At 70.1% G+C, this 24,167-nt stretch carries 18 protein-coding genes; 8 read left to right on the forward strand and 10 right to left on the reverse strand.

Annotated elements, in window-relative coordinates; all coding sequences use genetic code 11:
• Positions 1 to 115 precede the first annotated feature (115 nt).
• Positions 116 to 2,389, forward strand: a complete 2,274-nt coding sequence (locus ACWEKS_RS00520; protein ID WP_452338314.1) for a helicase-associated domain-containing protein — start codon at positions 116 to 118, stop codon at positions 2,387 to 2,389.
• 92 nt (positions 2,390 to 2,481) lie between these two features.
• Here ACWEKS_RS00520 and ACWEKS_RS00525 read toward each other — a convergent pair whose 3' ends face one another.
• Together ACWEKS_RS00525 and ACWEKS_RS00530 are read right to left on the reverse strand one after the other, a co-directional pair.
• On the reverse strand, positions 2,482 to 3,012 hold the full coding sequence (locus tag ACWEKS_RS00525; protein WP_452338140.1) for an LppU/SCO3897 family protein: 531 nt from the start codon (positions 3,010 to 3,012) through the stop codon (positions 2,482 to 2,484).
• 322 nt (positions 3,013 to 3,334) lie between these two features.
• Entirely contained in the window at positions 3,335 to 4,990 is a 1,656-nt protein-coding gene (locus ACWEKS_RS00530) for an endoglycoceramidase I (protein ID WP_452338141.1), read from the reverse strand.
• Positions 4,991 to 5,218: 228 nt separating this feature from the next.
• Between ACWEKS_RS00530 and ACWEKS_RS00535 the strand changes: the two genes are divergently transcribed.
• The 4 genes from ACWEKS_RS00535 to ACWEKS_RS00550 all read left to right on the forward strand — a co-directional run bounded on the left by ACWEKS_RS00535 (position 5,219) and on the right by ACWEKS_RS00550 (position 9,752).
• A complete protein-coding gene (locus tag ACWEKS_RS00535; protein WP_452338142.1) occupies positions 5,219 to 6,877 on the forward strand; it encodes a DNA repair helicase XPB in 1,659 nt (552 codons plus the stop codon).
• A 37-nt stretch (positions 6,878 to 6,914) separates the two neighbouring features.
• Positions 6,915 to 7,583, forward strand: coding sequence for a DUF3239 domain-containing protein (locus tag ACWEKS_RS00540; protein ID WP_452338143.1), 669 nt, complete (start codon positions 6,915 to 6,917; stop codon positions 7,581 to 7,583).
• A gap of 63 nt (positions 7,584 to 7,646) precedes the next feature.
• Entirely contained in the window at positions 7,647 to 8,285 is a 639-nt protein-coding gene (locus tag ACWEKS_RS00545) for a LysE family translocator (RefSeq protein ID WP_452338144.1), read from the forward strand.
• 63 nt (positions 8,286 to 8,348) lie between these two features.
• A complete protein-coding gene (locus ACWEKS_RS00550; protein ID WP_452338145.1) occupies positions 8,349 to 9,752 on the forward strand; it encodes a M1 family metallopeptidase in 1,404 nt (467 codons plus the stop codon).
• A 57-nt stretch (positions 9,753 to 9,809) separates the two neighbouring features.
• On the opposite strand, the gene ACWEKS_RS00555 is transcribed toward ACWEKS_RS00550, so the two are convergent.
• The 3 genes from ACWEKS_RS00555 to sigJ form a co-directional block, all read right to left on the reverse strand.
• Complete coding sequence (locus tag ACWEKS_RS00555) at positions 9,810 to 10,454, reverse strand: LysE family translocator (protein WP_452338146.1); 645 nt, start codon at positions 10,452 to 10,454, stop codon at positions 9,810 to 9,812.
• A gap of 140 nt (positions 10,455 to 10,594) precedes the next feature.
• The gene (locus ACWEKS_RS00560) at positions 10,595 to 11,779 is read right to left on the reverse strand and encodes a pyridoxal phosphate-dependent aminotransferase (protein WP_452338147.1); all 1,185 of its coding nucleotides are present in this window, start codon (positions 11,777 to 11,779) and stop codon (positions 10,595 to 10,597) included.
• Between the two features lie 69 nt (positions 11,780 to 11,848).
• The gene (gene sigJ, locus ACWEKS_RS00565) at positions 11,849 to 12,778 is read right to left on the reverse strand and encodes an RNA polymerase sigma factor SigJ (protein ID WP_452338148.1); all 930 of its coding nucleotides are present in this window, start codon (positions 12,776 to 12,778) and stop codon (positions 11,849 to 11,851) included.
• 96 nt (positions 12,779 to 12,874) lie between these two features.
• Between sigJ and ACWEKS_RS00570 the strand changes: the two genes are divergently transcribed.
• Positions 12,875 to 13,456, forward strand: a complete 582-nt coding sequence (locus ACWEKS_RS00570) for a GNAT family N-acetyltransferase (RefSeq protein WP_452338149.1) — start codon at positions 12,875 to 12,877, stop codon at positions 13,454 to 13,456.
• A 128-nt stretch (positions 13,457 to 13,584) separates the two neighbouring features.
• Here the strand turns inward: ACWEKS_RS00570 and ACWEKS_RS00575 are convergent, their stop codons facing one another.
• From ACWEKS_RS00575 to ACWEKS_RS00590, 4 genes are all read right to left on the reverse strand, one after another.
• Positions 13,585 to 14,679 carry a 3-deoxy-7-phosphoheptulonate synthase gene (locus ACWEKS_RS00575; RefSeq protein ID WP_379382970.1) on the reverse strand — a complete coding sequence of 365 codons (1,095 nt, stop codon included), beginning with the start codon at positions 14,677 to 14,679 and terminating at the stop codon, positions 13,585 to 13,587.
• Positions 14,680 to 14,929: 250 nt separating this feature from the next.
• Positions 14,930 to 15,292: a PH domain-containing protein gene (locus ACWEKS_RS00580; RefSeq protein ID WP_354830917.1), complete on the reverse strand. Its 363-nt coding sequence runs from the start codon at positions 15,290 to 15,292 to the stop codon at positions 14,930 to 14,932.
• A gap of 19 nt (positions 15,293 to 15,311) precedes the next feature.
• Positions 15,312 to 16,193, reverse strand: coding sequence for an oxidoreductase (locus ACWEKS_RS00585; protein WP_452338150.1), 882 nt, complete (start codon positions 16,191 to 16,193; stop codon positions 15,312 to 15,314).
• A gap of 314 nt (positions 16,194 to 16,507) precedes the next feature.
• Complete coding sequence (locus ACWEKS_RS00590; protein ID WP_452338151.1) at positions 16,508 to 20,038, reverse strand: non-ribosomal peptide synthetase; 3,531 nt, start codon at positions 20,036 to 20,038, stop codon at positions 16,508 to 16,510.
• A 142-nt stretch (positions 20,039 to 20,180) separates the two neighbouring features.
• On the opposite strand from ACWEKS_RS00590, the gene ACWEKS_RS00595 reads away from it, so the two are divergent.
• Together ACWEKS_RS00595 and ACWEKS_RS00600 are read left to right on the forward strand one after the other, a co-directional pair.
• Positions 20,181 to 21,818, forward strand: a complete 1,638-nt coding sequence (locus ACWEKS_RS00595) for a (2,3-dihydroxybenzoyl)adenylate synthase (protein WP_452338152.1) — start codon at positions 20,181 to 20,183, stop codon at positions 21,816 to 21,818.
• Positions 21,819 to 21,841: 23 nt separating this feature from the next.
• The gene (locus ACWEKS_RS00600) at positions 21,842 to 22,711 is read left to right on the forward strand and encodes an oxidoreductase (protein ID WP_452338153.1); all 870 of its coding nucleotides are present in this window, start codon (positions 21,842 to 21,844) and stop codon (positions 22,709 to 22,711) included.
• 3 nt (positions 22,712 to 22,714) lie between these two features.
• Here ACWEKS_RS00600 and ACWEKS_RS00605 read toward each other — a convergent pair whose 3' ends face one another.
• Positions 22,715 to 24,097: a salicylate synthase gene (locus ACWEKS_RS00605; RefSeq protein ID WP_452338154.1), complete on the reverse strand. Its 1,383-nt coding sequence runs from the start codon at positions 24,095 to 24,097 to the stop codon at positions 22,715 to 22,717.
• Positions 24,098 to 24,167 lie beyond the last annotated feature (70 nt).

A 24,167-nucleotide genomic window follows, 5' to 3' on the forward strand; every position in this document is an offset into this window, starting at 1 on the left:
GGCATGCCGGCTGCCCGATGGATCGGGTGAAGTGACCGACCTCCCCACCTCAGCCACGACCGCCGACGCGGCCGCCCGTCCCGCCAAGTCCGCGAAATCCGCTGCCCGCGCGGATATGACTCTGGCCGAATGGCTTTCCAAGCGCAGCGACGCGGATCTCGTGACGCTGCTGCAGTTGCGGCCCGATCTGGCCGTCCCCCTGCCCGGTTCGATGGCCGTGCTGGCCGCGCGGACCGAACAGCGCGCCTCGGTGCTGCGCGCGGGCGACGAGCTGGACACCCTCGATTTCGCCGTCATCGAAACCCTGGTGGTACAAGGGGCCGGAGACGGCGGCCGCGCTGTGCCGCTGCCCGCCAAGACCCTGCGCAAGCTGCTGTCGGACCGGGTTCCGGCGGCCACCGTCAATGCCGCGCTGCAGAAGCTGCGCGCCCGCGCCCTGGTCTGGGGCCCGGATACCGCCCTGCGCGTGACACCCGCCGCCCAGGAGGCGCTGCCGTGGCCGCTGGGCAGCACCACCGAACTGCCGGACATGCTCACCGAACCCGAGATCACCGCGGCCCTGGCCGCGTCCACCCCGCAGGAGCGGGCCCTGCTGGAGAAGCTGGCCGGCACCGGCCCGCGTGGGCGCACCCGCGATGCCGCGCCCGGCACCCCCTCCGAGCGCCCGGTGCAGCGGCTGCTGGCGCACCGGCTGCTGAACTGGATCGACGAGGAGACCGTGGAGCTGCCGGTCTCGGTCGGGCAGGTGCTGCGCAACGAGCCGGTCAGTGATCCGCATGCGCTGGTGCCGCCGCATCCGGATTCGACCAAGCACGCACCCGCCGACATCAATGCGGTGGCCGCGGGCGAGGTGGGAGAACTGCTGCGGCACAGCGCGGCCGTGCTGGAGGCGCTGGGCGGGTCGCCCGCCCCGGTGCTGCGCTCCGGCGGTCTCGGCGTCCGCGAGCTGCGTCGCGTCGCCAAGCAGACCGGCATCGACGAGAACCGGGTCGGCCTGCTGGCCGAGGTCCTCACCGAGGCCCGGCTGATCGACAAGGGCAGTCCCGAGCCCGCGCCCGACGGCGACGGCGCCGAGGACTACTGGGCGCCCACCACCACCGCCGACGCCTGGCTCGCGGTGGTGCCGCCGCGGCGCTGGACGGTGCTGGCACAGGCCTGGCTGGACCTGGACCGGTTCCCGTGGATGATCGGCCTGCGCGACGCCAATGACAAGCCCCTGGCCGCGCTGTCGGCGGAGCTGCGGTATGTGCACGCCGTCCGCGACCGGCGCGCCGTGCTGGGCGCGCTGTCCGAATTCCCGCCCGGCACCGAGGTCTCCGCCGCCGACCTGGGCCGGATCCTGGCCTGGCGGCAACCGCGCCGGCGACGGCACTACCGGCTGGAGGCGGTGGCGAACACGCTGGCCGAGGCCGAGGCGCTCGGGCTGGTGGCGCGCGGCGCCCTCAGCTCGGCGGGCTGGGCCCTGCTGCACGGCAGTCCGGAGGACGCCGAATCGGAGATGGCGATCGCGCTGCCGGAGCCGGTGGACCACGTCCTGGTGCAGGCGGATCTGACGGTCATCGCGCCCGGTCCGCTCACCCCGGAACTCCAGGACCGGGTCGCCCTGGTCGCCGATGTCGAATCCGCGGGCGCCGCAACGGTTTACCGCATCAGCGATACCTCGGTGCGCCGGGCGCTGGACGCGGGTGCGACGGCCGCGGAACTGCACAACCTGTTCACCACGCACTCCCGCACCCCGGTCCCCCAGTCGCTGACCTATCTCATCGACGATGTGGCCCGCCGCCACGGACGCCTGCGCGTGGGCATGGCACAGAGCTTCGTGCGCAGTGAGGACCCGACGCTGCTGGCGGAGGTGCTGGCCGCGCCCGTGGCCGGCGAACTCGCGCTGCGCGCGGTGGCCCCGACCGTCGCCATCTCGCAGGCGCCGCTGGGCGAGGTGCTGGAGCGGCTGCGCGCCGCCGGTTTCAGCCCGGCGGGCGAGGATTCGTCCGGCGCCATCGTCGACCTGCGGCCCCGCGGGGCCCGGCTGGCCGCGCGGGGCCGGCAGCGCCCGAACTGGCGGCCCAACCCACCGAGCACCGAACAGCTCGAATCCCTGGTCGCCGAACTCCGTGCGGGCGAACGCGCCGCCAATGTCCGCCCCGGCCAGGCGGTGCGCTCCGACGGCTCCCGCACCAGCACCGCCGCCACCCTCAACCTGCTGCAGCTGGCCGCCCGCACCCGCCGCCCCGTCCACATCGGTTACGTGGACGCCCAGGGCGTCGCCACCCAGCGTGTGGTCGAACCCCTCAAGGTCGGCGGCGGCCAGCTCGATGCGCTGGATCCGGTCACCGGCGCGGTCCGCCACTTCACGCTGCACCGCATCGCGTCGGTTGCCCTGGTCGAATAGCGGCTCGGTCGCCCTGGAACAGGAAAAGCCCGGTACCCGAACGACATTCGTCAGGTCGTCCGCGTACCGGGCCGCACGTCCCGAGCGCCGGGTTACCCCTTCGGGTTACCCAGGCAGAACGTGGTCTTCGGGTCGTGAATGATGCGGAAGCTGGTGGCGGTGTTGGCGTCACAGGCGAATTCGTCGTCCTGGCCTTCGATCCGCTTGAGCACCTTGAAGGATGCCTCGGGAGCCGTGCACGCCACGTACTTGTAGCCGGTGGACGGGCTCTCGTTGTAGCAGGCGCCCTCCTTGAAGTTCGGGCTCAGGCACAGGAACGCGGTGGTGCCGCCATTGAGGGTCTCCTCGTAGGAGGTCTCCTCTTCCTTGCAGTCGGTCTTCTTGTCGTAGACCGCCGCGACCTTGTACACCGCCTTCTGGTCGGAGCAGTCGACGGGCGCCGTCTTCGAGTCGGTGGCCGAGCCTTCGATGACGTTGATGCAGTCACCCACCTTGGCCTTGGCGGTGTCGGACTTACTGGCGTCCTTCAGCATCGAACAGCCGGAAACGGCCAGCACGGCCACGGCCACCGCCACGAGGGCGAGTACGAGGCGCACCAGCGTCCTCGTTCCTGCGAACTTCACTAGCGAAAACCTTTCTCACCGAACAATTCACGGCTGTGAACGCGGTGAGAATACCTGTGTGTGGCCCGCACGCGCATCCGACATGGGGGTTATATCAGAACCGCATGAATTTCTCAGTGCAGCATGGACAGCCCGCGCATGCCCAGCCACGAGAGGTTCACGAGGATGGTCGGGAGGGCACTGAGCAATTGCAGGCTGAAGGCGTTCACGGTCTATACCTCTCGATCGGATCAAACTGGGCGCAGGTCCAACATTGTCCCTGCGCCCTGTGTCGCTCCCCACCCTCGACTCGTTACATAAGCACATCAACGGGTTTCGCGCATCAGCGTGCCGAACCGGTCCCCGATCCGGTGCCCGCCGAGCCACTGGCCGAACCACTGTCGGCCGAGCCGCTCGCGGAACCACTGCCGGCCGAGCCGCTCGCGGAACCACTGCCGGCCGAGCCGCTCGCCGAACCGCTGTCCGCCGAACCCGTCCCGATCGGACCGCTGGGCACGGTCGCACCCTTCGACCCCGGCCGGTTGACGTAGACGGTCACCGGCGTCGACGCGTCCGCCTCCACCGTCACCACCCGGGCACCCGCCGCGGAGGTGACATGGCCGCCGTCGACCCGTACCGCGTACCCGTCCGGATAGTGCACATCCGACACATAGATCTCGGTCGGCCCACTCGCCGGGCGCGGGGTGTACCGGTAGGCGAAGTCACCGGTGTCGGGATCGAAGATCATCCGCCCCGGCGTGCCCGCGGTGGCCTGCGGATAGGTCCGCACCAGCTGCTTGCCGACATCCCCGAGGAACGGGTCCGGCTTCGGCCCGCCCGCGCCGAACCGCGAGGTGTAGGTCCAGTACTGCCAGCTGACGAAGCGCTCGTCGGCGCGGCTGAGGGTATTGCTCAGCACGGACGCGTCGCCGTCACCGAATTCGGTGACCAGGGTGGGCAACTGGGTGCGGGCGGTGAAGGCGTCGATATTGCTCCAGGTCTTGGCCTGCTGCACCGGGCACAGACCGCGCAGGAAGGTGGGCAGCCCCGAGTAGATGGCGAGCTGACTCGGGATGCAGTAGTCGTGTGGCGCGAAGGCGATGTCGGGCGCGCTGATCGGCGGATTATTGCCCAGATTCGTGGGCATGGTCTCGTTCCAGGTGACATTGGGTTCCCACAGCACCATGAGGTCGCCATTGCGGCCGCGCACGGCATCGGTCAGCTTCTGCATGGCCGCCTGGTATTTGACGTCGAAGCCCGGACAGCCGTTCGGGAAACAGGACAGGAAGGCCGAACCCGGCCACGGCTCGTTCAGCAGCTCGATGCCGAACGCGCCCGGGTGTCCGCTCACCCGCGCCGCGAGCGCCCCGAGCGCGTCACCCAGGTAGTCGAGCACTCCGTAGGTGTTGTTCCAGACCTCGTCCCAGCCGGAGTTCATGCTGGGCATCAGGTAGTAGAACGGGAAGCCGACATTGGGCTCCAGGCCGCTGGGCCGCGCGTGGATGGCCCATTCGGGAAAGCCGTTGCCGCCCCAGATGCTCGAGAGCCCGTCCTGGTGGTTGTCGAGCAGGGTGTGAATCCCATACTGCGCCAAGGTGTCGACCACGTCGGCGACGCGATCGAGGTAGGCGGTGTCGACCACGCCCTTGGTCGGCATGAGCGCGTCGAAGGAGACGCCGAGGCGCACCGTGTCGAAGCCGTGCCGCGCGAGCAGCGCCGCATCGTCGGCGGTGACGGTGAGGCCGTCGCCGGGTTCGAGGAAGGGCGGCTCCTTGTCGACATTGTTGACGCCGTGCAGCAGGACGACGCGGCCGCTGTCGTCGACGAACCGCACGCCGTCGGTGTGGATCCGCGCGAGCGCGGAGCCCGCGGGCGCGGCCTGGGCGACGGCGGCGGGTGCGATCAGCGCACCCGCCAGTGCCGCGGTGAGCAGTCCGCGGATCCAGCGTCCGGCGCGCCCGCGCCCGATCCGGGCCGTGGTGGTCCTGTGTATCGGCATCGCTGTTCAGTTCTTTCAGGTCAATCGTCCAAATGGACATCCGTCCAAGTTTGGAGTGATCGTAGCCATCGAAACTCGGGTCTTGACCGTTTTCGCGAGATCGATCGGCCGCTTCCGGGCCGGTCACGTGCGCTATGAGCGAAAAGGACGCAGGTCACGTGGCATTGTCGGTGGCTTCCTGGAGAATGGACCAGGCCCATTCGGGCTCGGACAAAGCCAGGAGGTGTCGTGACCGACGGTCCACTCATCGTGCAGAGCGACAAGACGCTGCTGCTGGAGGTCGACCACGAGTCGGCCGATGCGGCGCGGCAGGCCATCGCGCCGTTCGCGGAACTGGAGCGCGCGCCCGAGCATGTGCACACCTATCGGGTGACACCGCTCGCGCTGTGGAACGCCCGCGCGGCCGGGCACGACGCCGAGCAGGTGGTGGACGCGCTGGTCAGCCACAGCCGGTATGCGGTGCCGCAGCCACTGCTGGTGGACATCGTCGACACCATGGCCCGCTACGGGCGGCTGCAGCTGGTCAAGCATCCCGCGCACGGGCTGGTGCTGGTCAGCCTGGATCGCGCGGTGCTGGAAGAAGTGCTGCGGCACAAGAAGATTCAGCCCATGCTGGGCGCGCGCCTCGACGACGACACGGTGGTCGTGCATCCGTCCGAGCGCGGGCGCATCAAGCAGATGCTGCTCAAGATCGGCTGGCCCGCCGAGGATCTCGCCGGATACGTGGACGGCGAGGCCCACGAGATCAACCTGGACTACGAATCCAGCGACTGGCATCTGCGCGACTACCAGGAGATGGCCGCGGAATCCTTCTGGGCGGGCGGGTCCGGCGTGGTCGTGCTGCCCTGTGGCGCGGGCAAGACCATGGTGGGCGCGGCGGCCATGGCCAAGGCCAAGGCCACCACGCTGATCCTGGTCACCAATACCGTGGCCGGGCGGCAGTGGCGGCGCGAGCTGCTGGCCCGCACCTCGCTGACCGAGGACGAGATCGGCGAATACTCCGGTGAGCGCAAGGAGATCCGCCCGGTCACCATTGCCACGTACCAGGTCATCACCCGCAAGACCAAGGGCGAGTACCGGCATCTCGAGCTCTTCGACAGCCGGGACTGGGGCCTGGTCATCTACGACGAGGTGCACCTGCTGCCCGCCCCCGTCTTCCGCATGACCGCGGATCTGCAGTCGCGCCGCCGGCTCGGGCTGACCGCCACCCTGGTCCGTGAGGACGGCCGCGAGGGCGATGTGTTCTCGCTGATCGGCCCCAAGCGCTACGACGCGCCGTGGAAGGACATCGAGTCGCAGGGCTGGATCGCGCCCGCGGACTGCATCGAGGTGCGGGTCACCCTGACCGACGCCGAGCGCATGGCCTACGCGACCGCCGAGCCGGAGGAGCGCTACAAGCTGTGCTCCACCGCGCGCACGAAACTGCCTGTGGTGGAATCGATCCTGGCCCGGCACCAGGACGCGCCGAGCCTGGTGATCGGCGCCTACCTGGATCAGCTGGACGAGCTGGGCGAGCATCTGAACGCCCCGGTCATCCAGGGTTCCACCCGCACCAGGGAGCGCGAGGAGCTCTTCGACGCCTTCCGCCGCGGCGAGATCCCGGTGCTGGTGGTGTCGAAGGTGGCCAATTTCTCCATCGACCTACCGGAAGCCTCGGTGGCGGTGCAGGTTTCGGGCACGTTCGGGTCGCGGCAGGAGGAGGCGCAGCGGCTCGGGCGGCTGTTGCGCCCCAAACACGATGGCGGCCAAGCTCACTTCTATTCCGTGGTCGCACGTGACACGCTGGACGCCGAGTATGCCGCGCACCGGCAGCGTTTCCTGGCGGAGCAGGGGTATGCCTATCGCATCACCGATGCGGACGACCTGCTGGGGCCGACGATAGGATAAGTGGAGGAAGAGCCTCCATAAGGCGGGAGGGACGCACGTGCGGCGCTTCGAATTCGCGGTGGATCGCGACCATGCCCGGGCGGTCAACGAGGTCGTCGCGTACCTGCGGCGGCTTCGCATCTGGGCGTACAGCGCTGCCATCGGGCTGGGACTGGGCACGGCATTCCTGGTCTGGGTGAACCACCCCTGGTCCTGGCTGCTGGCGGTGGCGTTCCTGCTCGCCGCGGTGACCGCGCTGTTCATCGGGTACTGGACACCGCATCGGGGCCGGGTGGACAAGCTGTACGCCGCCGGCGATCTGGTGCCCGCGGTGGTGTCGGAGACGCACGGGACCGGGGCCACCCTGCTGGCCCTGGTCGATCTGGCCAAACCGAATACCGCGGGGCCACGCTACGCGCTGGTGACCCGCACGGTGCGCTCACTACCCGGGCATCGGGCCCGGGCCGGGGAGCGCGTGCCCGCGGTGACCGTGCGGGTGGACCGCGCGCCCGGCCCGGTCGGGGATCTGTGGCAGTCGGTGAGCGCCATGCCCATTGCCTGGGGCACCCGGGATCTGAACATCATCGAGCGCGCCCGCGGGGCCATCAACGAGGTGGAGTGGAAGCTGCTCACCGACAATCTGGACCTGGCCACCAAGGTGCGGGGCGCGGACGCCAAGCGCCTGCTGCTGGACCCGCAGCAGCTGCCGGAAGAACTGCGCGGCTGAACAATCCGGGCGACAGGCAACAATAAGGGCGACAGGCGCGGCCGCCGAAAATAGAATGATCGGATGATTCCCGCCGCGAATATGCTGGCGTTTCTCGTCGCATCCATCGTCATTGTCATAATCCCTGGTCCCGGTGTGCTTTTCGTGATCGGCCGGGCGCTGACCTACGGGCGGCGCGCGGCACTGCTGTCGGTGCTGGGCCACTCGGCCGGCATCATGGTGGTCCTGGGCCTGGTGGCCGCCGGGCTCGGCGCCATTCTCGCCGCCTCGGCCATCGTGCTCTCGATCGTGAAGCTGGCCGGCGCGCTGTACCTGATCTACCTGGGCATCCAGGCCGTCCGGGAACGGCGTTCACTGCGCGAGGCCTTCGAAGCGAAGGCCGAGCCCATGGAGAACGGCCGGGTGCTGCGCCAGGCGGTGCTGGTCGGGCTGACCAATCCGAAAGCCATCATCTTCTTCTCCGCGGTGCTGCCGCAGTTCGTGGCGCCGAAGGTGGGCGCGGTCCCGGTGCAGATGCTGATCCTGGGCGGGCTGTTCCTGGTGGTCGCGCTGATCTCGGACTCGGTCTACGCCCTGCTGGCGGGTACCGCGCGGAACTGGTTCGCCCGGTCGCCCAAGCGACTGGAGGTGATCGGCGGCGTGGGCGGCGTGATGATCATCGGACTGGGCGCGAGCGTCGCCGTGTCGGGCAGCGGTAACTGAGGGGTGCGCCGATTAGCATCGGGCTGGTCGGCGGTCGATCACGGAAAGGGGTCGGTGCAGCGCATGAGGCGGAACTGGCGGTACCTGGCGGTGGGGGCGGTACTGCTGGCGGGCGCGAATGCGGCTCCCGCACAGGCGGATTCGGGTGACCCGCTCGCGGGCTCGCCCGGGCTGGGCGATCCCTACTATCCGATGGACGGCAATGGCGGCTACCACGCCGACCACTACGACGTCACCATCTCCTACGATCCGCCGTCCCATCAGCTGACCGGGTCGACCCGGATCGACGCGGTGGCCACGCAGGCGCTGCGCACGTTCAACCTGGATTACAGCGGGCCGGAGATCTCCAAGGTGACGGTCAACGGGCTGCCGGCCTGGTTCGACCGCACCGATGAGCACGAACTGGTCGTCACGCCCCTGATCCCGCTGCTGCCCGGCCTGCCGTTCACCGCGCAGGTGCAGTATGCGGGCGCCGCCACCAGCACCGATGGCGACGGGTGGTGGTTCTCGCCCAGTGGCGGGGCTTTCGTTGCGGGCGAACCGCATTCGGCGAGCGCCTGGTACCCGCTCAACGACACGCCGTTGGACAAGGCGACTTTCACGCTGCACGCCACCGTGCCGCAGGAGTGGGAGGTGATGTCCAACGGCGACAAGGTGTCCGACACCGTGCAGGGCGCGGACCGCACCGTCTCCTGGGAGATGCGCCAGCCGGTGGTCGGCTATCTGACCACCATCGCCATCGACCGGTTCCAGTTCCTGGAACAGCGGCGCGCCAATGGAACTCCACTGCTGAGCGCGTTCGCGCCGGACGCGTTGAAGGCCAGGGAGGTGGAGTCACGGCTGCCGGAGATCCTGGACTTCCAGGAGCAGCTGTACGGGCCCTACCCGTTCGACACCGGGGGCGGCATCTACGTCGACACCGATCTGCAGTTCTCACTGGAGACCCAGACCCGGCCCATCTACGCGCCCTGGACCGATCTGGACACCGTGGTGCACGAGATCACCCATCAGTGGTGGGGCGACTCCATGTCGGTGAAGCAGTGGTCGGACGTCTGCCTGAACGAGTGCTTCGCCAGCTACACCGCCGACTACCTGTGGCCGGAACGCAAGGACGGCAAGGACGTCGACGCCGCGTACCGGGACACCATCGCGAAATACCATGACGATCCGAAGTTCTGGGAGATCCCGCTCCAGAACCCCGGCAAGGGCAGCGAATTCACCTCGGTCTACTACCGCGGCCCGCTGTTCCTGCACGCGCTGCGCCGCGCCATGGGTGATGACGCCTTCTTCCCGGCGGTCCGCGACTTCGTCATGGGACACAAGTACGGGAATGCCTCCATGCCCGAGTTCCGCGCGTTCATGCAGACCCGCACACCCCGCGATCTGACGGGCTTCTTCACCGCCTGGCTCGACCGCACCGACCGCCCCGCCGACGAGTTCCTCTACCCCGGCAGCCTGCGCGCGTGAGACGTTGCCCGCCACCGGAATTCGCGGCGGGCCACCGCAGCGGCGACCGTGATCCGGTCAGGCCGGAAGCGGGCGGGTACGGTCCGACAGCACCAGCGCGGCCATGGCGCCGAGCACCGAGCCGGTGACGAACCGCTGGGCCCGCAGCCAGAGCGGCCGCCGCGCCAGGAAGGTCGAGATGGCGCCCGCGCTGAGCACGATCAACCCGTTCACGGTGATGGCGATGCTGATCTGCACCGTGCCCAGGCAGAGGCTCTGCAGCCACACCCGCCCGTGCGCGGGCACCACGAACTGTGGAATGAGCGCCATGTACAGGATGGCGATCTTCGGATTCAGCAGATTGGTGACGAGACCCATGGTGAACAGTCGCCGCGTCGGATCCGCGGGCAGCTCCGTCGGCGTGAACAGCGAAACCCCGCCGGGCCGGAACGTCTTCCACGCCAGATGGAGCAGGTACACCGCCCCCGCCACCTTCAGCGTCAGGTACAGCGCCGGCACCATGGCGAACACCGCGCTGATCCCCGCGGTCGCCGCCGCCAGATACACCCCGAACCCGACCGCCACTCCCGCGAGCGACACCAGCCCGGCCCGCCGCCCCTGCGACACGGTCCGCGACACCAGATACATCATGTTCGGCCCCGGCGTGAGCACCAGCCCCAGCGCCGCCGCGGCCACCCCCAGCACCGCACTCGTCTCGATCACCCGGCCAATTCTCCGAGCCGCACCCACCCGCTGTCGCGGTCCACTCACCACCATCTGGACCTCGAACCCAGAGCCATCCGGCCCGGCCGGATCGGCGGGGTCGGTTCCCGAGGGTGAGAACGGCTTTCCGAAGTCCGGCGTCAGCGGACGACGTCGGCGGTGTGGCCCGCGCGCAGACGGCGGACACCCTCGGCGATGGTCTCCTCCTTCTTGCAGAAGGTGAAGCGCACCAGGTGGTTCCAGGCGGCCTTGTCGTCGGCGAAGACGCTCACCGGCACCGCGGCCACGCCGAGGCGTTCGGGCAGCTCCTTGCAGAAGGCGTAGGCGTCGGTCGCGCCCAGCGGCGTGATGTCGGCGCACACGAAATAGGTGCCGTCACTGCGCTTCACCCCGAACCCGGCGTCGGCGAGCGCGGCCGAGAGCCGAAGTCGCTTCTCCGACAGCGTGTCCCGCAGCGCGGCCACCCACTGCTGCTCCGTGTTCAGTGCATGCGCGACCGCGGGCTGGAACGGACCGCCGCCGACGAAGGTGAGGAACTGCTTGGCGGCGAGCACCGCGTCCAGCAGCGGCGCGGGCGCGCAGGCCCAGCCGATCTTCCAGCCGGTGACGCTGAATGTCTTGGCGGCGCTGGAGATCACGATGGTGCGCTCGAACATGCCGGGCAGCGTGGACAGGCTGATGTGCTCGTGCCCGTCGTAGTAGAGGTGCTCGTACGCCTCGTCCGACATGACGTACAGGTCGTGTTCGATGGCGATGTCCGCGATGGCGGTGAGGTCGGCGCGCGAGAGCACGGTCCCGGTCGGGTTGTGCGGCGAATTCAGCAGCAGCAGCCGGGTTTTCGGGGTGATGGCGGCGCGCAGACTGTCCAGGTCGAGGGCGAAGCCGTCGCCGTCGGGCACCAGCCGCGCGGTGCGGCGCCGCGCCCCGGCCAGCGCGATGGCGGCGGCGTAGGAGTCGTAGTAGGGCTCGATGAGCACCACGTCCTCGCCGGGTTCGACCAGTCCGAGCACGGTGGCCGCGATGGCCTCGGTGGCGCCGACGGTGACCAGCACCTGGGTGTCCGGGTCGTAGTGGGTGCCGTAGCGGCGGGCCCGGTCGGCGGCGATGGCCTGCCGCAGGACGGGCACGCCGCGGCCGGGCGGGTACTGGTTGAACCCGTCGGCGATGGCCTGCCGCGCCACCTCGAGCATGCCCGCGGGGCCGTCGCTGTCCGGGAAACCCTGACCGAGGTTGACCGCGCCGTGGCGCACGGCGAGCTCGGTCATCTCGGCGAAGATCGTCGACGCGAAGGGCTGCAGTCGGGCGACGGTGGGAATGCGCGGCATGTCCGGAGCCTAATCCATCGGCGAAAACGGCCCGCGACGGTGAGTTGCCTCACAGCGACGGGCCGCGGTTCACTGCGGCAGCCGAATACCCGTCAGCTTGGCGGGGTTCACCACGTCGTAGACGCCCCACACCCGGCCCTCGCGCACGGTGAAGGCGTACACGCGCTGCGGGTTCCCGGCGGACCCGTTCTCGGCCGGGATCGTGTGCGCGAGGATTCCCCACTGCCCGTTGACCAGCACCGGTTCGAGCTGCCGGGCGGGTCCGATGTGCTCGGCGTCGAAGAGCCCGAATCGGCGCCACAGGCCCAGCCAGAGGCGGACGTTCTTGTCCACGCCCGCAACCACATTGATGGCGGTGGACACGGCGCCGCCGCCGTCGCCCACGGTACGCACGTCCGGGTGCAGCGCGGCCACGATGGCGTCGACGTCGCCGCTGCCCAGCGCGGCGAGCAGTCGCTGCACCGCGGCATTGTGCTCGTCGTCGGTGACCGGGGCGGGCGCGGCCGCCACCGCCTTGCGGGCCCGGGTGGCCAGCTGTCGCGCGGAGTCCACGGAAATGCCCAGGATGTCGGCGATTTCGCTGAACGGCACCGAGAAGCCGTCGTGCAGCACGAATGCCACGCGCTGCGGCGGGGTCAGCGTGTCCAGCACCACGAGGGCGGCGAAGCGGAATTCCTGTTTGCGCACCACGGCCGCCAGCGGGTCCGGGGTGCTGGAAGGCGTCACCGCGCTGACCACCGGCTCCGGGAGCCATTGCCCCACATACTTTTCCCGCCGGACCGCGGCGCTGCGCAGCCGGTCCAGGCAGATGCGGCCGACCACCGTGGTGAGCCAGGCGCGCAGATCCTCGATCTCGGATTGGCGGGCCACCGCGAGCCGCAGCCAGCTCTCCTGTACCGCGTCCTCGGCGTCGCTGACGCTGCCGGTGAGCCGGTAGGCCACCGAGAGCAGATGCGGCCGATGCGTTTCGAACAAGTCGGCAAGGAGAGCGGCAACCATCGGATCGATCCTACGGCCGGGCTCCGACAGCCTCCGCACCGCCCCGGTGGCCAGAACGCGCTGTGCCCGCGCACGTTTCCGTGACAGCATGACCGCATGGACGCGGAATTCCTCTCCGACGGCGTGGTCCGGCTGTCGCCGCCCGCAGTTTCCGACATCGACGCGATCACGGCCCTGTGTCAGGAACCGTCCATCGGCGCCTGGACCACCATGCCGGTCCCCTATCACCGCGCCGACGCGGAGAAGTTCATCTACGACATCGTCGGCCCGGGCTGGGCCACCCGCAGCCCCACCTGGGCGCTGCGCCGCGCCGCGGCCGGGCCGGTGGTCGGCATGATCGGCCTGACCGTGCCCAATCGCCGCCGGGACGAGGACACCGCCGAGATCGGCTTCTGGCTCACCCCCGCCGCCCGCGGCGAGGGCCTGATGACCCGGGCGGCGCTCCTGGTCACCGCGGCGGGTCTGGATCCCGCCGGGCTGGCCTTCGAGCGGCTGGAGTGGCGCGCCTTCGTCGGCAATCACGCCTCCGCGGCGGTGGCCCGCCGCGCCGGCTACCACTACGAGGGACTGCTGCGCGGCGGCTCGCTCCAGCGCGGCGTCCGCCGCGACACCTGGGTGGCGGGCCGCCTGCGCGACGACCCCGCGACGCCCGGCCCGCACTGGCCCGAGGGCGTCTGACACACCCGGAAACAGGTTCGGCGCACACCCGCCGGACTGGGTGTGCGCCGAACACAGTGTGCACGCCGGACTCGTTCCGTGCGAGGTGAACTCGCGACGAGCGGGTGCTGGTCCGATGGCCGGGCCGGCTAGCCGCGGGCCTCGCGGCGGCGGGTGACGGCGTCGGCGAGCCGGTCGAGCTGGGCCGCGGTGGTGTCCCAGTCGATGCAGGCGTCGGTGATGGACTGCCCGTAGGTGAGCGCCTCCGGGTGACCGAGGGTGAGGTCCTGGCGGCCCGCCACGATGAAGGACTCCATCATGAGACCGACCACGGTGTGCTCGCCCGCCGCGATGCGCTCGGCGAGATCGGTGACGACGTCGATCTGCTTGTTGTGGTCCTTGTTGGAGTTGCCGTGCGAGGCGTCCACGACCAGCCGCTGCGGCAGCGACGACTTCTCCAGGCGCAGCAGGGCTTCCGCGCAGGAGGCGGCGTCGAAGTTGGGGCCGTTGCTGCCGCCGCGCAGGATGACGTGGCAGTCCGGGTTGCCCGCGGTGCGGATGAGCGCCGAACGCCCGTCCAGGTCGGTGCCGGGGAAGACGTGCGAGGCGGCCGCGGCGCGCACGCCGTCCACCGCGACCTGCACGTCGCCGTCGGTGCCGTTCTTGATGCCGACCGGCATGGACAGCGCCGAGGACAGCTGCCGGTGCACCTGGCTGGCCGCGGTCCGCGCGCCGATCGCGCCGTAGGCGACCAGGTCCGCGATGTACTGCGGGGTGATCGGGTCCAGGAACTCACACGCCACCGGCAGCCCCAGCGCGGTGATGTCGACCAGCAGGCGACGGCCCAGGTCCAGGCCGGTGTTGATGTCGAAGCTGCCGTCCAGGTGCGGGTCGTTGATGAGACCCTTCCAGCCCAGCGTGGTGCGCGGCTTCTCGAAGTAGACGCGCATCACCACGTGCAGCCGGTCGTCCAGCTCGGCGGCCTTGGCGGCGAGCCGGCGAGCGTAGTCCATGGCGGCGTCGGGATCGTGCACCGAGCACGGGCCGACGATCACCATCAGGCGGTCGTCGGAGCCGTTGAGCACGTCGACGGTGGCCTTGCGGCCGGCGCGCACGGTGTCGGCGAGGGTGTCGTCGATCGGGTGGGCGGCACGGATCTCACGGGGCGAGCGCAGCGGGCTCACACTGAGCGTGCGCTGATCGTCCAGATCGGCATGCCGTTCGAGATCGGCGGTGGTAGTCATGGGTTGGTTTCCTGTCCCAGGCCGACCCACGGAGAGTTGTTCGAAACCCCTTCGAGCCGGTCTGTTTTCGTCCGGCTCGGGGTGGAGGATGTCAGCGCAGGTTCACGCCGCGCGACCCACCCGGGGCCGGCTGGCTAAACCAGAAATACACACGCTGCATGCACCGGACTGTACCAGAGATCTCGAATCGCGCCTGTGGCGTGGAACACCATCGATGGGACCGGCATCTCACAGAATGGGACGGTCCAGGTCAGCGCAGGATGTAGTGCAGGATCACATCGTGCACGTGGCGGGTCTTCTCGTCGCCCCGGAACTCCACCTCGTAGGTGTGGTGCCCGGTGCTGATGGCGATGTGCCCGGAGGAGAAGAACTGTCCCGCGAACGACTTGTTGGTCAGGATGCTGACGCTCGAGATCCGCGCGTACGGGATGCTCGTGATGGCGATCTTCTTCCCGACGAACGAGTTGTCCTGGATGACGACCCGCCGGTCGGTGATCCCCAGGAATCCGGTGCCCACCCCGATGGCGTCGTACACGGCCAGGATCTGTTCACCCGGCAGCAGTCCCTGCTGGATCTTGTCGAGCTGGTCCCGCCGGTCGAATGGAATGCTCATCGGTGCTCCGGCCTCCGGATCAGCGGCGAACGAACGGATAGGTGACCTTGGTCAGTTGCTCGGACAGCTCCCACAGCCGCCGCGCCATCACCTCGTCCTTGGAGGCGGCGGTGGAGGTGCTGGGCCCGGGGTAGCCGCGCATGCCGCGCAGCCCGGTCGGGCCGTAGAAGCCACCCGGCTCGACCTCCGAGGTGGCGGCGAACAGCGTTGGCAGCGAGCCCATTTCGGCGCTCTGCGCGAACAGCCGGTTGCCGATGGACATGAGCGTGTCGTACAGGGATTCGGTGTGTCCCTGCAGCTCGGTGGCGGCGTAGCCGGGATGCGCGGCCACCGACACCTTGGTGGATCCGGCGGCCGTCAGGCGGCGCTGCAGTTCCCGCGCGAACATGAGATTGGCCAGCTTGGACTGCCCGTAGGCGGCCCAGCGCTGGTAGGAGCGCCGCTCCCAGTTGAGATCCTCGAGGTCGATGCGGCCGATGGCGTGCATGCCGCTGGAGAGCGTGACCACCCGGTCGCGAATCTTGTCCAGCAGCAGCCCGGTCAACGCGAAATGACCGAGATGGTTTGTGCCGATCTGCATTTCGAAGCCGTCGGCGGTGCGCTTGAACGGCACCGCCATCACGCCCGCATTGTTGATCAGTACGTCGGCGCCGTCGACGGAGTCGGCGAACTCGTGGATCGAGGTCAGGTCGGCCAGATCCAGCCGGCGCACCTGGGCATTGGGGCCGATCTCGTCGGCGACGGCCCGCGCCTTGACCTCATTGCGGCACGCCATGATCACGCGCGCCCCGGCGCCGGCGAGCGCACGCGCGGTGACCGCGCCCAGCCCGCTGTTGGCGCCGGTCACGATGACCGTCCGGCCCGCCTGATCGGGGATGTCGGAGATGTCCCAACCACTCACGGGGTCGAGTCTAGGGGCGCGGCGGCGTGCTCGTCTGATCTCGGCGCGAACCGCTCCCGGATTCGGAATTTGCCGACGCCTGCCGAGGGTGCTCCGGCGCGTCGCGTCCGCCTCGCCGTCGAACCCTGCGACCTGCCCGAGCAGTAGCGTCCGCGACCATGGACGCCCTGATACTCCCGGGTTTGCTGGGCGTTCTGGTGCCGATCCGGCATTCTGGTGCCGATCTGACATTGTGACCGCCACGGACTCCGAGACCACCGTCGCCGAGAGCGGCGGTGACGGATTCCCGGGTCGGATCCAGTACTGGCCGGCGGTCAGGACAGGGCGAGGACCTCGTCATCGGACATGGCGGCCACCGCCAGGTAGAGGCGGGCCACCTCGTCCAGCCGGCCGGCCGCGCCGGCGCGCTCCTCACGATCCCGCAGGCGGCGGGCCAATCCCGCGACCGTGCGGGCCGCGAAGAAGTCGGCGACCACGGTGTCCGGGGAATCCAGCCAATCCCGCACGCGCGCGACGACCGCGGTCGCCAGCACCGAATCGCCGCCGAGGGCGAAGAAGTCGTCGGTCACGCCGACCCGCTCGCGGCCCAGCACCGTGGCGACGATGTCGGCCACGGCGCGCTCGATATCGGTTCGGGGAGCGATGAATTCGCCGTCCCGCTCGCCCGCGGCCAGCAGGGTCGCGATGGCCTTGCGGTCCGGTTTGCCGTTCGAGGTGAAGGGCAGCTCGGCCAGCAGTTCGACCCGGGACGGAATCATGTAGGCGGGCAGTAGGTCCGCCGCGGCCGCCAGCAGGGCCGGGGCCTCGAGGGTGACGCCCTCGCCCGCCACCACGACCGCCGCGAGTTTCGGTGCGGCCGTGCCGATCACCGCCGCGATGGCGTGCCGCACGCCCGGCAGGGCGCGCAGGGCGCTCTCCACCTCGCCGAGTTCCACCCGATACCCGCGGATCTTGACCTGATGGTCGGCGCGGCCCAGGAACTCCAGGCAGCCGTCCGGCAGGTACCGCGCCAGATCGCCGGTGCGGTACCAGTTCAGGCCCTCGTGGGTGACGAACCGGTCGGCGGTCCGCTCGGCGTCGCCACGGTATCCGGCGGCCACGCCCGCCCCGCCGATCCACAGCTCGCCGGTGACCCAGTCCGGGCAGTCCTGCCCCGACGGCCCGACCACCCGGCATCGCACATTGCGGAGCGGAGTGCCGTACGGGACGGCCGACCACTCCTGCGGCACTTCGGCATTCACCACTTCACAGATGGTGGAGTGGATGGCGGTCTCGGTGGCCCCGCCCAATCCGGCGAACCGGCTGTCCGGGGCCACCGCGGCCAGCCGTCCGGGCAGCGCCACATCCACCCAGTCGCCGCCGAGAATGACCATGCGCACACTGTCCACAGGCTTCCCGGCGGCCGCCTCGAGCAGCATGTCCAGCAGGCTGGGGACACAGTTGACCACCGAAACCCGATGCCGCCGAATCATTTCGGCCCACCGTCCCGGCTCGCCGCGCTGTCCCTCATCCAGCGCGACGACCGCACCCCCGGCACTCAGCAGGCCGAAGATGTCGTAGACGGACAGGTCGAACTCCAGCGCCGACAGGGCGAGCGCCCGATCGTCGGCGCCGATCCCGAACCGCTCGTTGAGGTCGTCGATGGTGTTCATCGCCGCCCGGTGCGGCACCTCCACGCCCTTCGGCTGCCCCGTCGACCCCGACGTGAACAGCACATACGCGATGGCCTCCGGATCCGGAATCACGGCCTCGGCCAACGGTTCCGGATACCGCCGCGCCTCGGTCAGCGCCAGCGTCGGCACCCCGGTGACCTCCGCCCCGGCCGTCACCGCCGCCACCACGGCACCGATCCGCACGATCTCGTCCCGGCGCGCCGCGGGCTGATCGAACCCGATCGGCACGTACACGCCGCCGGCCGCGAGCACACCCGCGCTGGCCAGGATCTGATCGGGCCCCTTCGGCAACTGCACCGCGACCGCATCACCCGGCCGCACCCCCGCCGCACGCAACGCACCCGCCACCGCGAGCGCCTGCCCGGCCAGCGCGCCATAGGTCAGCACCCGTGCCGCGGAGGCGGACGTATCCACGAGGTCGTCCTCCCAGATGACCGCGGGCGCATCCGGATTCGCGGCGGCGAACTCGAACAGCCCACTGTGCAGCGCCCGCCCGCTCACCGGCCCATCGGTGGCATTCACCCGGGCGCGAACCACCGCCTGCTCCACCGGAATTCGCACCGCCGCCTCGGCATCCCACCCCGCGTCGCGGACCTCGACGTCGGGCTCGTCACTGCCCGCCAGGCGCAGGACGGCGTCGATGTAGCGGGTGAACATGGTCTCGACCATGGCGGGCGGGAAGGCGTCGGCGCGGACGTCCCAGTTCAGCAGCAGGCCGCCCCGGACCTCGGTGACCTGGGCATCGAGCAGCACCTGCGGGCCCTGGGAGATGATCCAGACCGGCTCGCCGAAGGTGGCGGTGACCTGGTCGGCGAAGAGTTCGCCGAGATTGATGGCGCTGGTGTAGACGATCGGGGCCAGCACCGGTTCGCCGCGCAGCCGGCCCAGGTCGCGCAGCACCTCGAGGCCGGTGTAGCCGGAATGCGCTCCGGCGGCGTGCAATTCACGCTGCAGGGCGCGGGCCCGGTCGGTGACGGTAGCCGGCTCGGTCACATCGACCTCCAGCAACACCGACGAGGTGAAGTCACCCACCACGCCTTCCACCTGCGGATGCACCGGTTCCCGATGGAACAGCGGCAGATTCAGCAGGAATCGCCGCTGCGCCGACCACCCGCCGATGGTCTCGGCGAACACCGACGCCAACGCCATCGCGGGGGTGATCCCCCGCGCATGCGCCGCCGCGAACATGCGCGCCTTGGCCTCCGGCGACAGCCACCGATGCAGCCGCACGGTGCGCGCCTGCTCCCGGACCTCGGCGGCGCCCGGCAGTTCCGGCGCACCCGGCAGATCCGCGAGCCGCTGCTGCCACCACTCGCGATCGGCGGCGTGTTCCGGTGCGGGACCGGCATGGTCGGCCAGGTACTGCCGGAACGTGTAGTGCTGTGGCGGCAGCTGCTCGCCGTGATAGAGCCGCGCCAGGTCGGCCACCAGGATCCGGTAGCTCATGGCGTCGGCCGCGAGCATGTCCACATCCAGGTGCAGCCGGGTGCGCCCGTCCGGCAGCAGGGTCAGCGCGATATCGACGACCTGACCCTCCTCCACGGCCATCAGCTGATGAGTCCGGCGCTCCCGCAACGCCGCCAGCGTCCGCTCCACCGATGCGGCGTCGGCCGCGCGTAGATCGGTGACACTCCAGACATCCCGGCCCGGCCGCTCCAGCGTCTGCTGGGTCCCGTCGGGCAGGAACCGCGTCCGCACCATCGGATGCCGCCGCACCAGCCCCTCGACCGCCGCCCGGAGCCGCTCCGGATCCACCCCGGCCCCGTCGAATTCGACATAGAGATGCGCCGCGACGGCCCCGAGCTCCTGACCCTCGCCCCGCCCGACCCAGTACGCGTGCTGCATCGGCGCCAGCCCGAACGGACTTCCGTCATCGGCCTTCTCGCTCGCGGCCGCAAGCACATCGTCCGCCGGGTCATTCGATTCCGCCCCGCCGAGCAGGCGGTGCCAGGCGGCGACGGTGGGCTCGGCGGCGAGTTGGGCGAAGTTGACGGCCAGGCCGCGTTTGCGCCAGGAACCGGCGAGTTTCATGGTGCGGATGGAGTCGAGGCCGAGCTCGATGAGGTCGGCGTGGTCGGGGACGGCGACCGGGTCGAGGCCGAGGTGGCCGGCGACGGCGGTGCGGATCTCGTCCCGGGCGATGCTCGCCGCTGACCCCTGGGGTGACTCCATTTCCGCTGGTACTCCTTGTTCGAGGGGAGGGGATGGCCGCTGCCGATCCGGAATTCGGATGTCGTTCGACAGCAGCCTAACCCATTGAGATAGGGTTGCCTAACCTATGCAAGGCCATCCTTACTAGCCAGAGGTCAGAGCTGTGACATCGACCGCATCCGCGGAGACATCGACCGCAAATCCCGCCACGGACCACCGCGCCGGCTTCGTCCCGTTCCCCGACGACCTGGCCGAGCGGTACCGGCGGGCCGGATATTGGGCGGGCCGGCCACTGGGCGAACTCCTGCGCGACGCGGCCGGGCGGTGGCCCGACCGACCGGCGCTGCTGGGCGGCACCGAGACCTCCTACGCGGCACTCGATCTGGCGGCCGACCGGATGGCGCACGGCTTCCTCGCCCTGGGCATCCGGCCCGGCGACCGGGTCGTCCTGCAGCTGCCCAATGTCCCCGAGTTCGTTCCGGTGCTGTTCGGCCTGCTGCGCGCCGGGATCATCCCCGTGCTCACCCTGCCCGCCCACCGGCGCGCCGAGATCGAGCATCTGGCAAGGCTTTCCGGCGCGGTCGCCTACGTGACAGCGGACCGGCTCGCCGACTTCGACTACCGCACCCTCGCCGCCGAGGTGAGCGCGCACGTCCCGGCCCTGCGGCACGTCCTGGTGCTGGGTGACCCCGGCCCGTTCACCGACCTGAATTCGATTCCCGCCGACGGTGATTCGCTGCCCGCGGTCGACGCCTCCGATATCGCGCTCATGCTGGTCTCCGGCGGCACCACCGGCCTGCCCAAGCTCATCGCCCGCACCCACGACGATTACGCCTACAACGCGAAGGCCAGCGCCGAGGTCTGCGAGCTCGGCCCGGACGACGTCTATCTCGCGACCCTCCCGGTCGCCCACAACTTCCCGCTGGCCTGCCCCGGCGTGCTGGGCACGGTGGCCACCGGCGGCGCCATGGCCTTCGTCACCGACCCCAGCCCGGAGAGCGCCTTCGCCGCTATCGAACGCCACCGCGTCACCGTCACCGCCGTGGTGCCGCCGCTGGCCCAGCTCTGGTGCGCGGCAGTGGAGTGGGAGGATGCCGACCTGTCCTCGCTGCGCCTGCTCCAGGTCGGCGGCGCGAAACTGGCCGAGGTGAACGCCCGCGATGTCGTCCCCGCCCTGGGCGTGCGGCTGCAACAGGTGTTCGGCATGGCGGAGGGCCTGCTCAACTACACCCGCGCCGAGGACTCCGACGAACTGGTCTGTACCACCCAGGGCCGTCCCCTCTCCCCCGCCGACGAGGTCCGCGTGGTGGACGAGCAGGGCGACGACGTCGCCGACGGCGAGGAGGGCGAGCTGCTCACCCGCGGCCCCTACACTCTGCGGGGCTACTACCGTGCCCCCGAACACAATTCGCGCGCCTTCACCCCGGACGGCTACTACCGCAGCGGCGATCTGGTGCGCCGCCTGCCCAGCGGCCACCTGATCGTGTCGGGCCGCATCAAGGACGTCATCAATCGCGGCGGCGAGAACATCTCCTGTGACGAGCTCGAGGAACACCTGCTCGCCTATCCGGGCGTCCGGCACGCGGCCGCCGTGGGCCTGCCCGATCCGGCGCTCGGCGAGAAGGTCGGCGTGGTCCTGGTGACCGCGGGCGACCTGCCGTCGCTGGCCGCGGTCAAGGCCTTCCTGACCGAACGCGGCCTGGCCACCTACAAGCTCCCGGATGTATTGCGGCAGGCCGACGTCCTGCCCGTCACCGCGGTGGGCAAAATCGACAAGAAGGCCCTCGCCGCGCGCTACTGAGCCACACGCCCTAGGGTTCAGCCATGGGCGGGTGGAACACATCGGACATTCCTGACCAGACCGGTCGGATCGTGATCGTCACCGGCGCGACCAGCGGCCTGGGCGAGGCCACCACGCGGGCCCTGGCCGCCGCCGGCGCCCAGGTGATCATGGCCTGCCGCAATGAGATCAAGGCGCAGGCCGTGGCCCGGACCATGCCCGGGACCGTGCAGATCCGCCAGCTCGACCTGGCCGACCTGGCCTCGGTGCGCGCCTTCGCCGCGGGCGTCGAGCGCGCCGATGTCCTCATCAACAACGCCGGGGTGATGGCGGTGCCGAAACAGCGCACCGCCGACGGCTTCGAATTGCAGATCGGCACCAACTATCTGGGCCACTTCGCGCTGACCGGCCTACTGCTGGACCGGATTTCGGAGCGGGTGGTGAACACCTCCAGCATCACCCACTTCATCGGCCGTATCGATCTGGAGGACCTGAACTGGGAGCGGCGCGCCTACTCCCGTTTCGGCGCGTACGCGCAGTCCAAGCTGGCGCTGCTGCTGTTCACCTACGAGCTGCAGCGGCGGCTGACGCTCACCGGCTCGCCCACGCTGTCGGTGGCCGCGCACCCGGGCTATGCCGCCACCGAGATCAGCTCGGAGACCCAGAACCTGCTGGAGCAGATCGTCGGGCTCGGCAATCGGCTGGTGGCGCAGAGCGCCGAGATGGGCGCTCTCCCAACGCTGTACGCCGCCACGGCCGCGGTCGAACCGGGCGGCTACTACGGACCGGACCGGTTCAACTGGCGCGGTCATCCCGCCGAGGTCGGCTCCAATGCCGCCTCCCACGACGAGAAGACCGCCCGGCAGCTCTGGGAGCTGTCCGAGCGGTTGACCGGGGTCGAGTTCGGCGTCTGACGCTCAGGCGCGCACCACGTACGGCGCGACGCTGCCGAGTTTCTCGCAGGTCTCCTCGAATTCGCGGTCGGGCCGGGACTGCCCGACCACACCCGCGCCCGCGCGCAGCCACGCGCCCGCACCGGCCTGGTAGACCGCGCGCAGCACCAGCGTCGCCTCCAGCGCACCGTCGGGCGAAACCGTCACCACCGCACCGGAATACAGGCCGCGCGGATCGTGGTCGAGGCGGAACACCGCATCGACGCCCGCGGCCTTGGGAATCCCGGAGGCGGTGACCGACGGGAACAGCATCTCCAGCGCGTCCCACGGGCTGCGGTCCGCCGCCAGCCGCCCGCGCACCGTGGAGGCCAGGTGCTGCACGCTGCCGCGCTCACGCACGGCCATGAAGTCCGAGACCGCGGTGGTGTCCGGCTCCGCCACGGCCGCGATCTCGGCGAACGAGGTCTGCACCGAAATGGCGTGCTCGACAATCTCCTTCGGATCCCGCACCAGGTCGGCGCGGGCGGCCAGATCGACCTCGTCGCCGCGCCCGAAGGCCCGGGTCCCGGCCAGCGGCTCGGTGGTGACCACCCGGTCCCCGTCCACGGCCGCGACGAGTTCCGGGCTGAAGCCCGCGGCCTCCAGCCCGCCCAGCCGCAGCAGGAACGAGCGCGCCGGGGTGTTGTGCACGCGGCCCAGCCGGTAGGTGGCCGGAATGTTCACCGCGAAGGGCAGTTCCACCTTCCGCGACAGAATCACCTTCTGGTACTTGCCGTCCCGGATCTCGGCGACGCCGGTGGCCACCCGGTCCCGGTAGCCCGTGGGATCCACGGTGACGTCGACGGGGTGCGCGACCGGCAGCGGCGTGTCCCGCGCGGCCGCGATCAGCGCGTGGATGTCGCCGGTCTCGGACGGCGTCGCACCCGACACCCGTACCCCCGAGGCGTCGATGCGTACCTCGATGCGCGGAATCATCAGGTGCGCCAGCGTCGCTCGCGGGTGCACGTGCGCGGTCGCGCCCAGCGACCAGGCGCAGAACTCGAATCCGATCCACCCGAACGCATTCCGGCCGTCCAGCGGCAGTGCGGCCAGCGCGCCGTCGACGGCCTGCGCCGGATTCCCCGTCCACGGCCCGGCGGTGGTGCGCCCGTCCCAGCTCACCCGCAGTTCGTTCGCGTCCAGCTCGACGCCGCCCAGCGGGTCGGCCGCGAACACCCATTCGCCGGGCCGCTCGTACACCACGTATTCACCGAAGCGATCCGCCGCCGCCAGCGCGGTGACCGCCGCGACCGGATCGGTGACGTGTTCGCCCCACCGCTGCTCCCCCTCGAGCCGTACCCGTTCGTCAGCGACCGACACCAGACCTCCAAGGTTATGCTTACCTAACTCGATGAGTGAGGTTAGCATTACCTTTCCCAGAGCGGGGATGGGTCGATCGCGACCTGCGTCACGACGCCGCCGCGCCGCCCCGAAACCC

The organism is Nocardia sp. NPDC004711 (genome assembly GCF_053601595.1).

Coding starts and splice junctions, on each gene's coding strand:
- ACWEKS_RS00520 (WP_452338314.1), top strand. CDS start 116: ATGACTCTGGCCGAATGGCTTTCCAAGCGCAGCGACGCGGATCTCGTG.
- ACWEKS_RS00530 (WP_452338141.1), bottom strand. CDS start 4,990: ATGCCGATACACAGGACCACCACGGCCCGGATCGGGCGCGGGCGCGCC.
- ACWEKS_RS00545 (WP_452338144.1), top strand. CDS start 7,647: ATGATTCCCGCCGCGAATATGCTGGCGTTTCTCGTCGCATCCATCGTC.
- ACWEKS_RS00550 (WP_452338145.1), top strand. CDS start 8,349: ATGAGGCGGAACTGGCGGTACCTGGCGGTGGGGGCGGTACTGCTGGCG.
- ACWEKS_RS00560 (WP_452338147.1), bottom strand. CDS start 11,779: ATGCCGCGCATTCCCACCGTCGCCCGACTGCAGCCCTTCGCGTCGACG.
- sigJ (WP_452338148.1), bottom strand. CDS start 12,778: ATGGTTGCCGCTCTCCTTGCCGACTTGTTCGAAACGCATCGGCCGCAT.
- ACWEKS_RS00570 (WP_452338149.1), top strand. CDS start 12,875: ATGGACGCGGAATTCCTCTCCGACGGCGTGGTCCGGCTGTCGCCGCCC.
- ACWEKS_RS00575 (WP_379382970.1), bottom strand. CDS start 14,679: ATGACTACCACCGCCGATCTCGAACGGCATGCCGATCTGGACGATCAG.
- ACWEKS_RS00580 (WP_354830917.1), bottom strand. CDS start 15,292: ATGAGCATTCCATTCGACCGGCGGGACCAGCTCGACAAGATCCAGCAG.
- ACWEKS_RS00590 (WP_452338151.1), bottom strand. CDS start 20,038: ATGGAGTCACCCCAGGGGTCAGCGGCGAGCATCGCCCGGGACGAGATC.
- ACWEKS_RS00600 (WP_452338153.1), top strand. CDS start 21,842: ATGGGCGGGTGGAACACATCGGACATTCCTGACCAGACCGGTCGGATC.
- ACWEKS_RS00605 (WP_452338154.1), bottom strand. CDS start 24,097: ATGCTAACCTCACTCATCGAGTTAGGTAAGCATAACCTTGGAGGTCTG.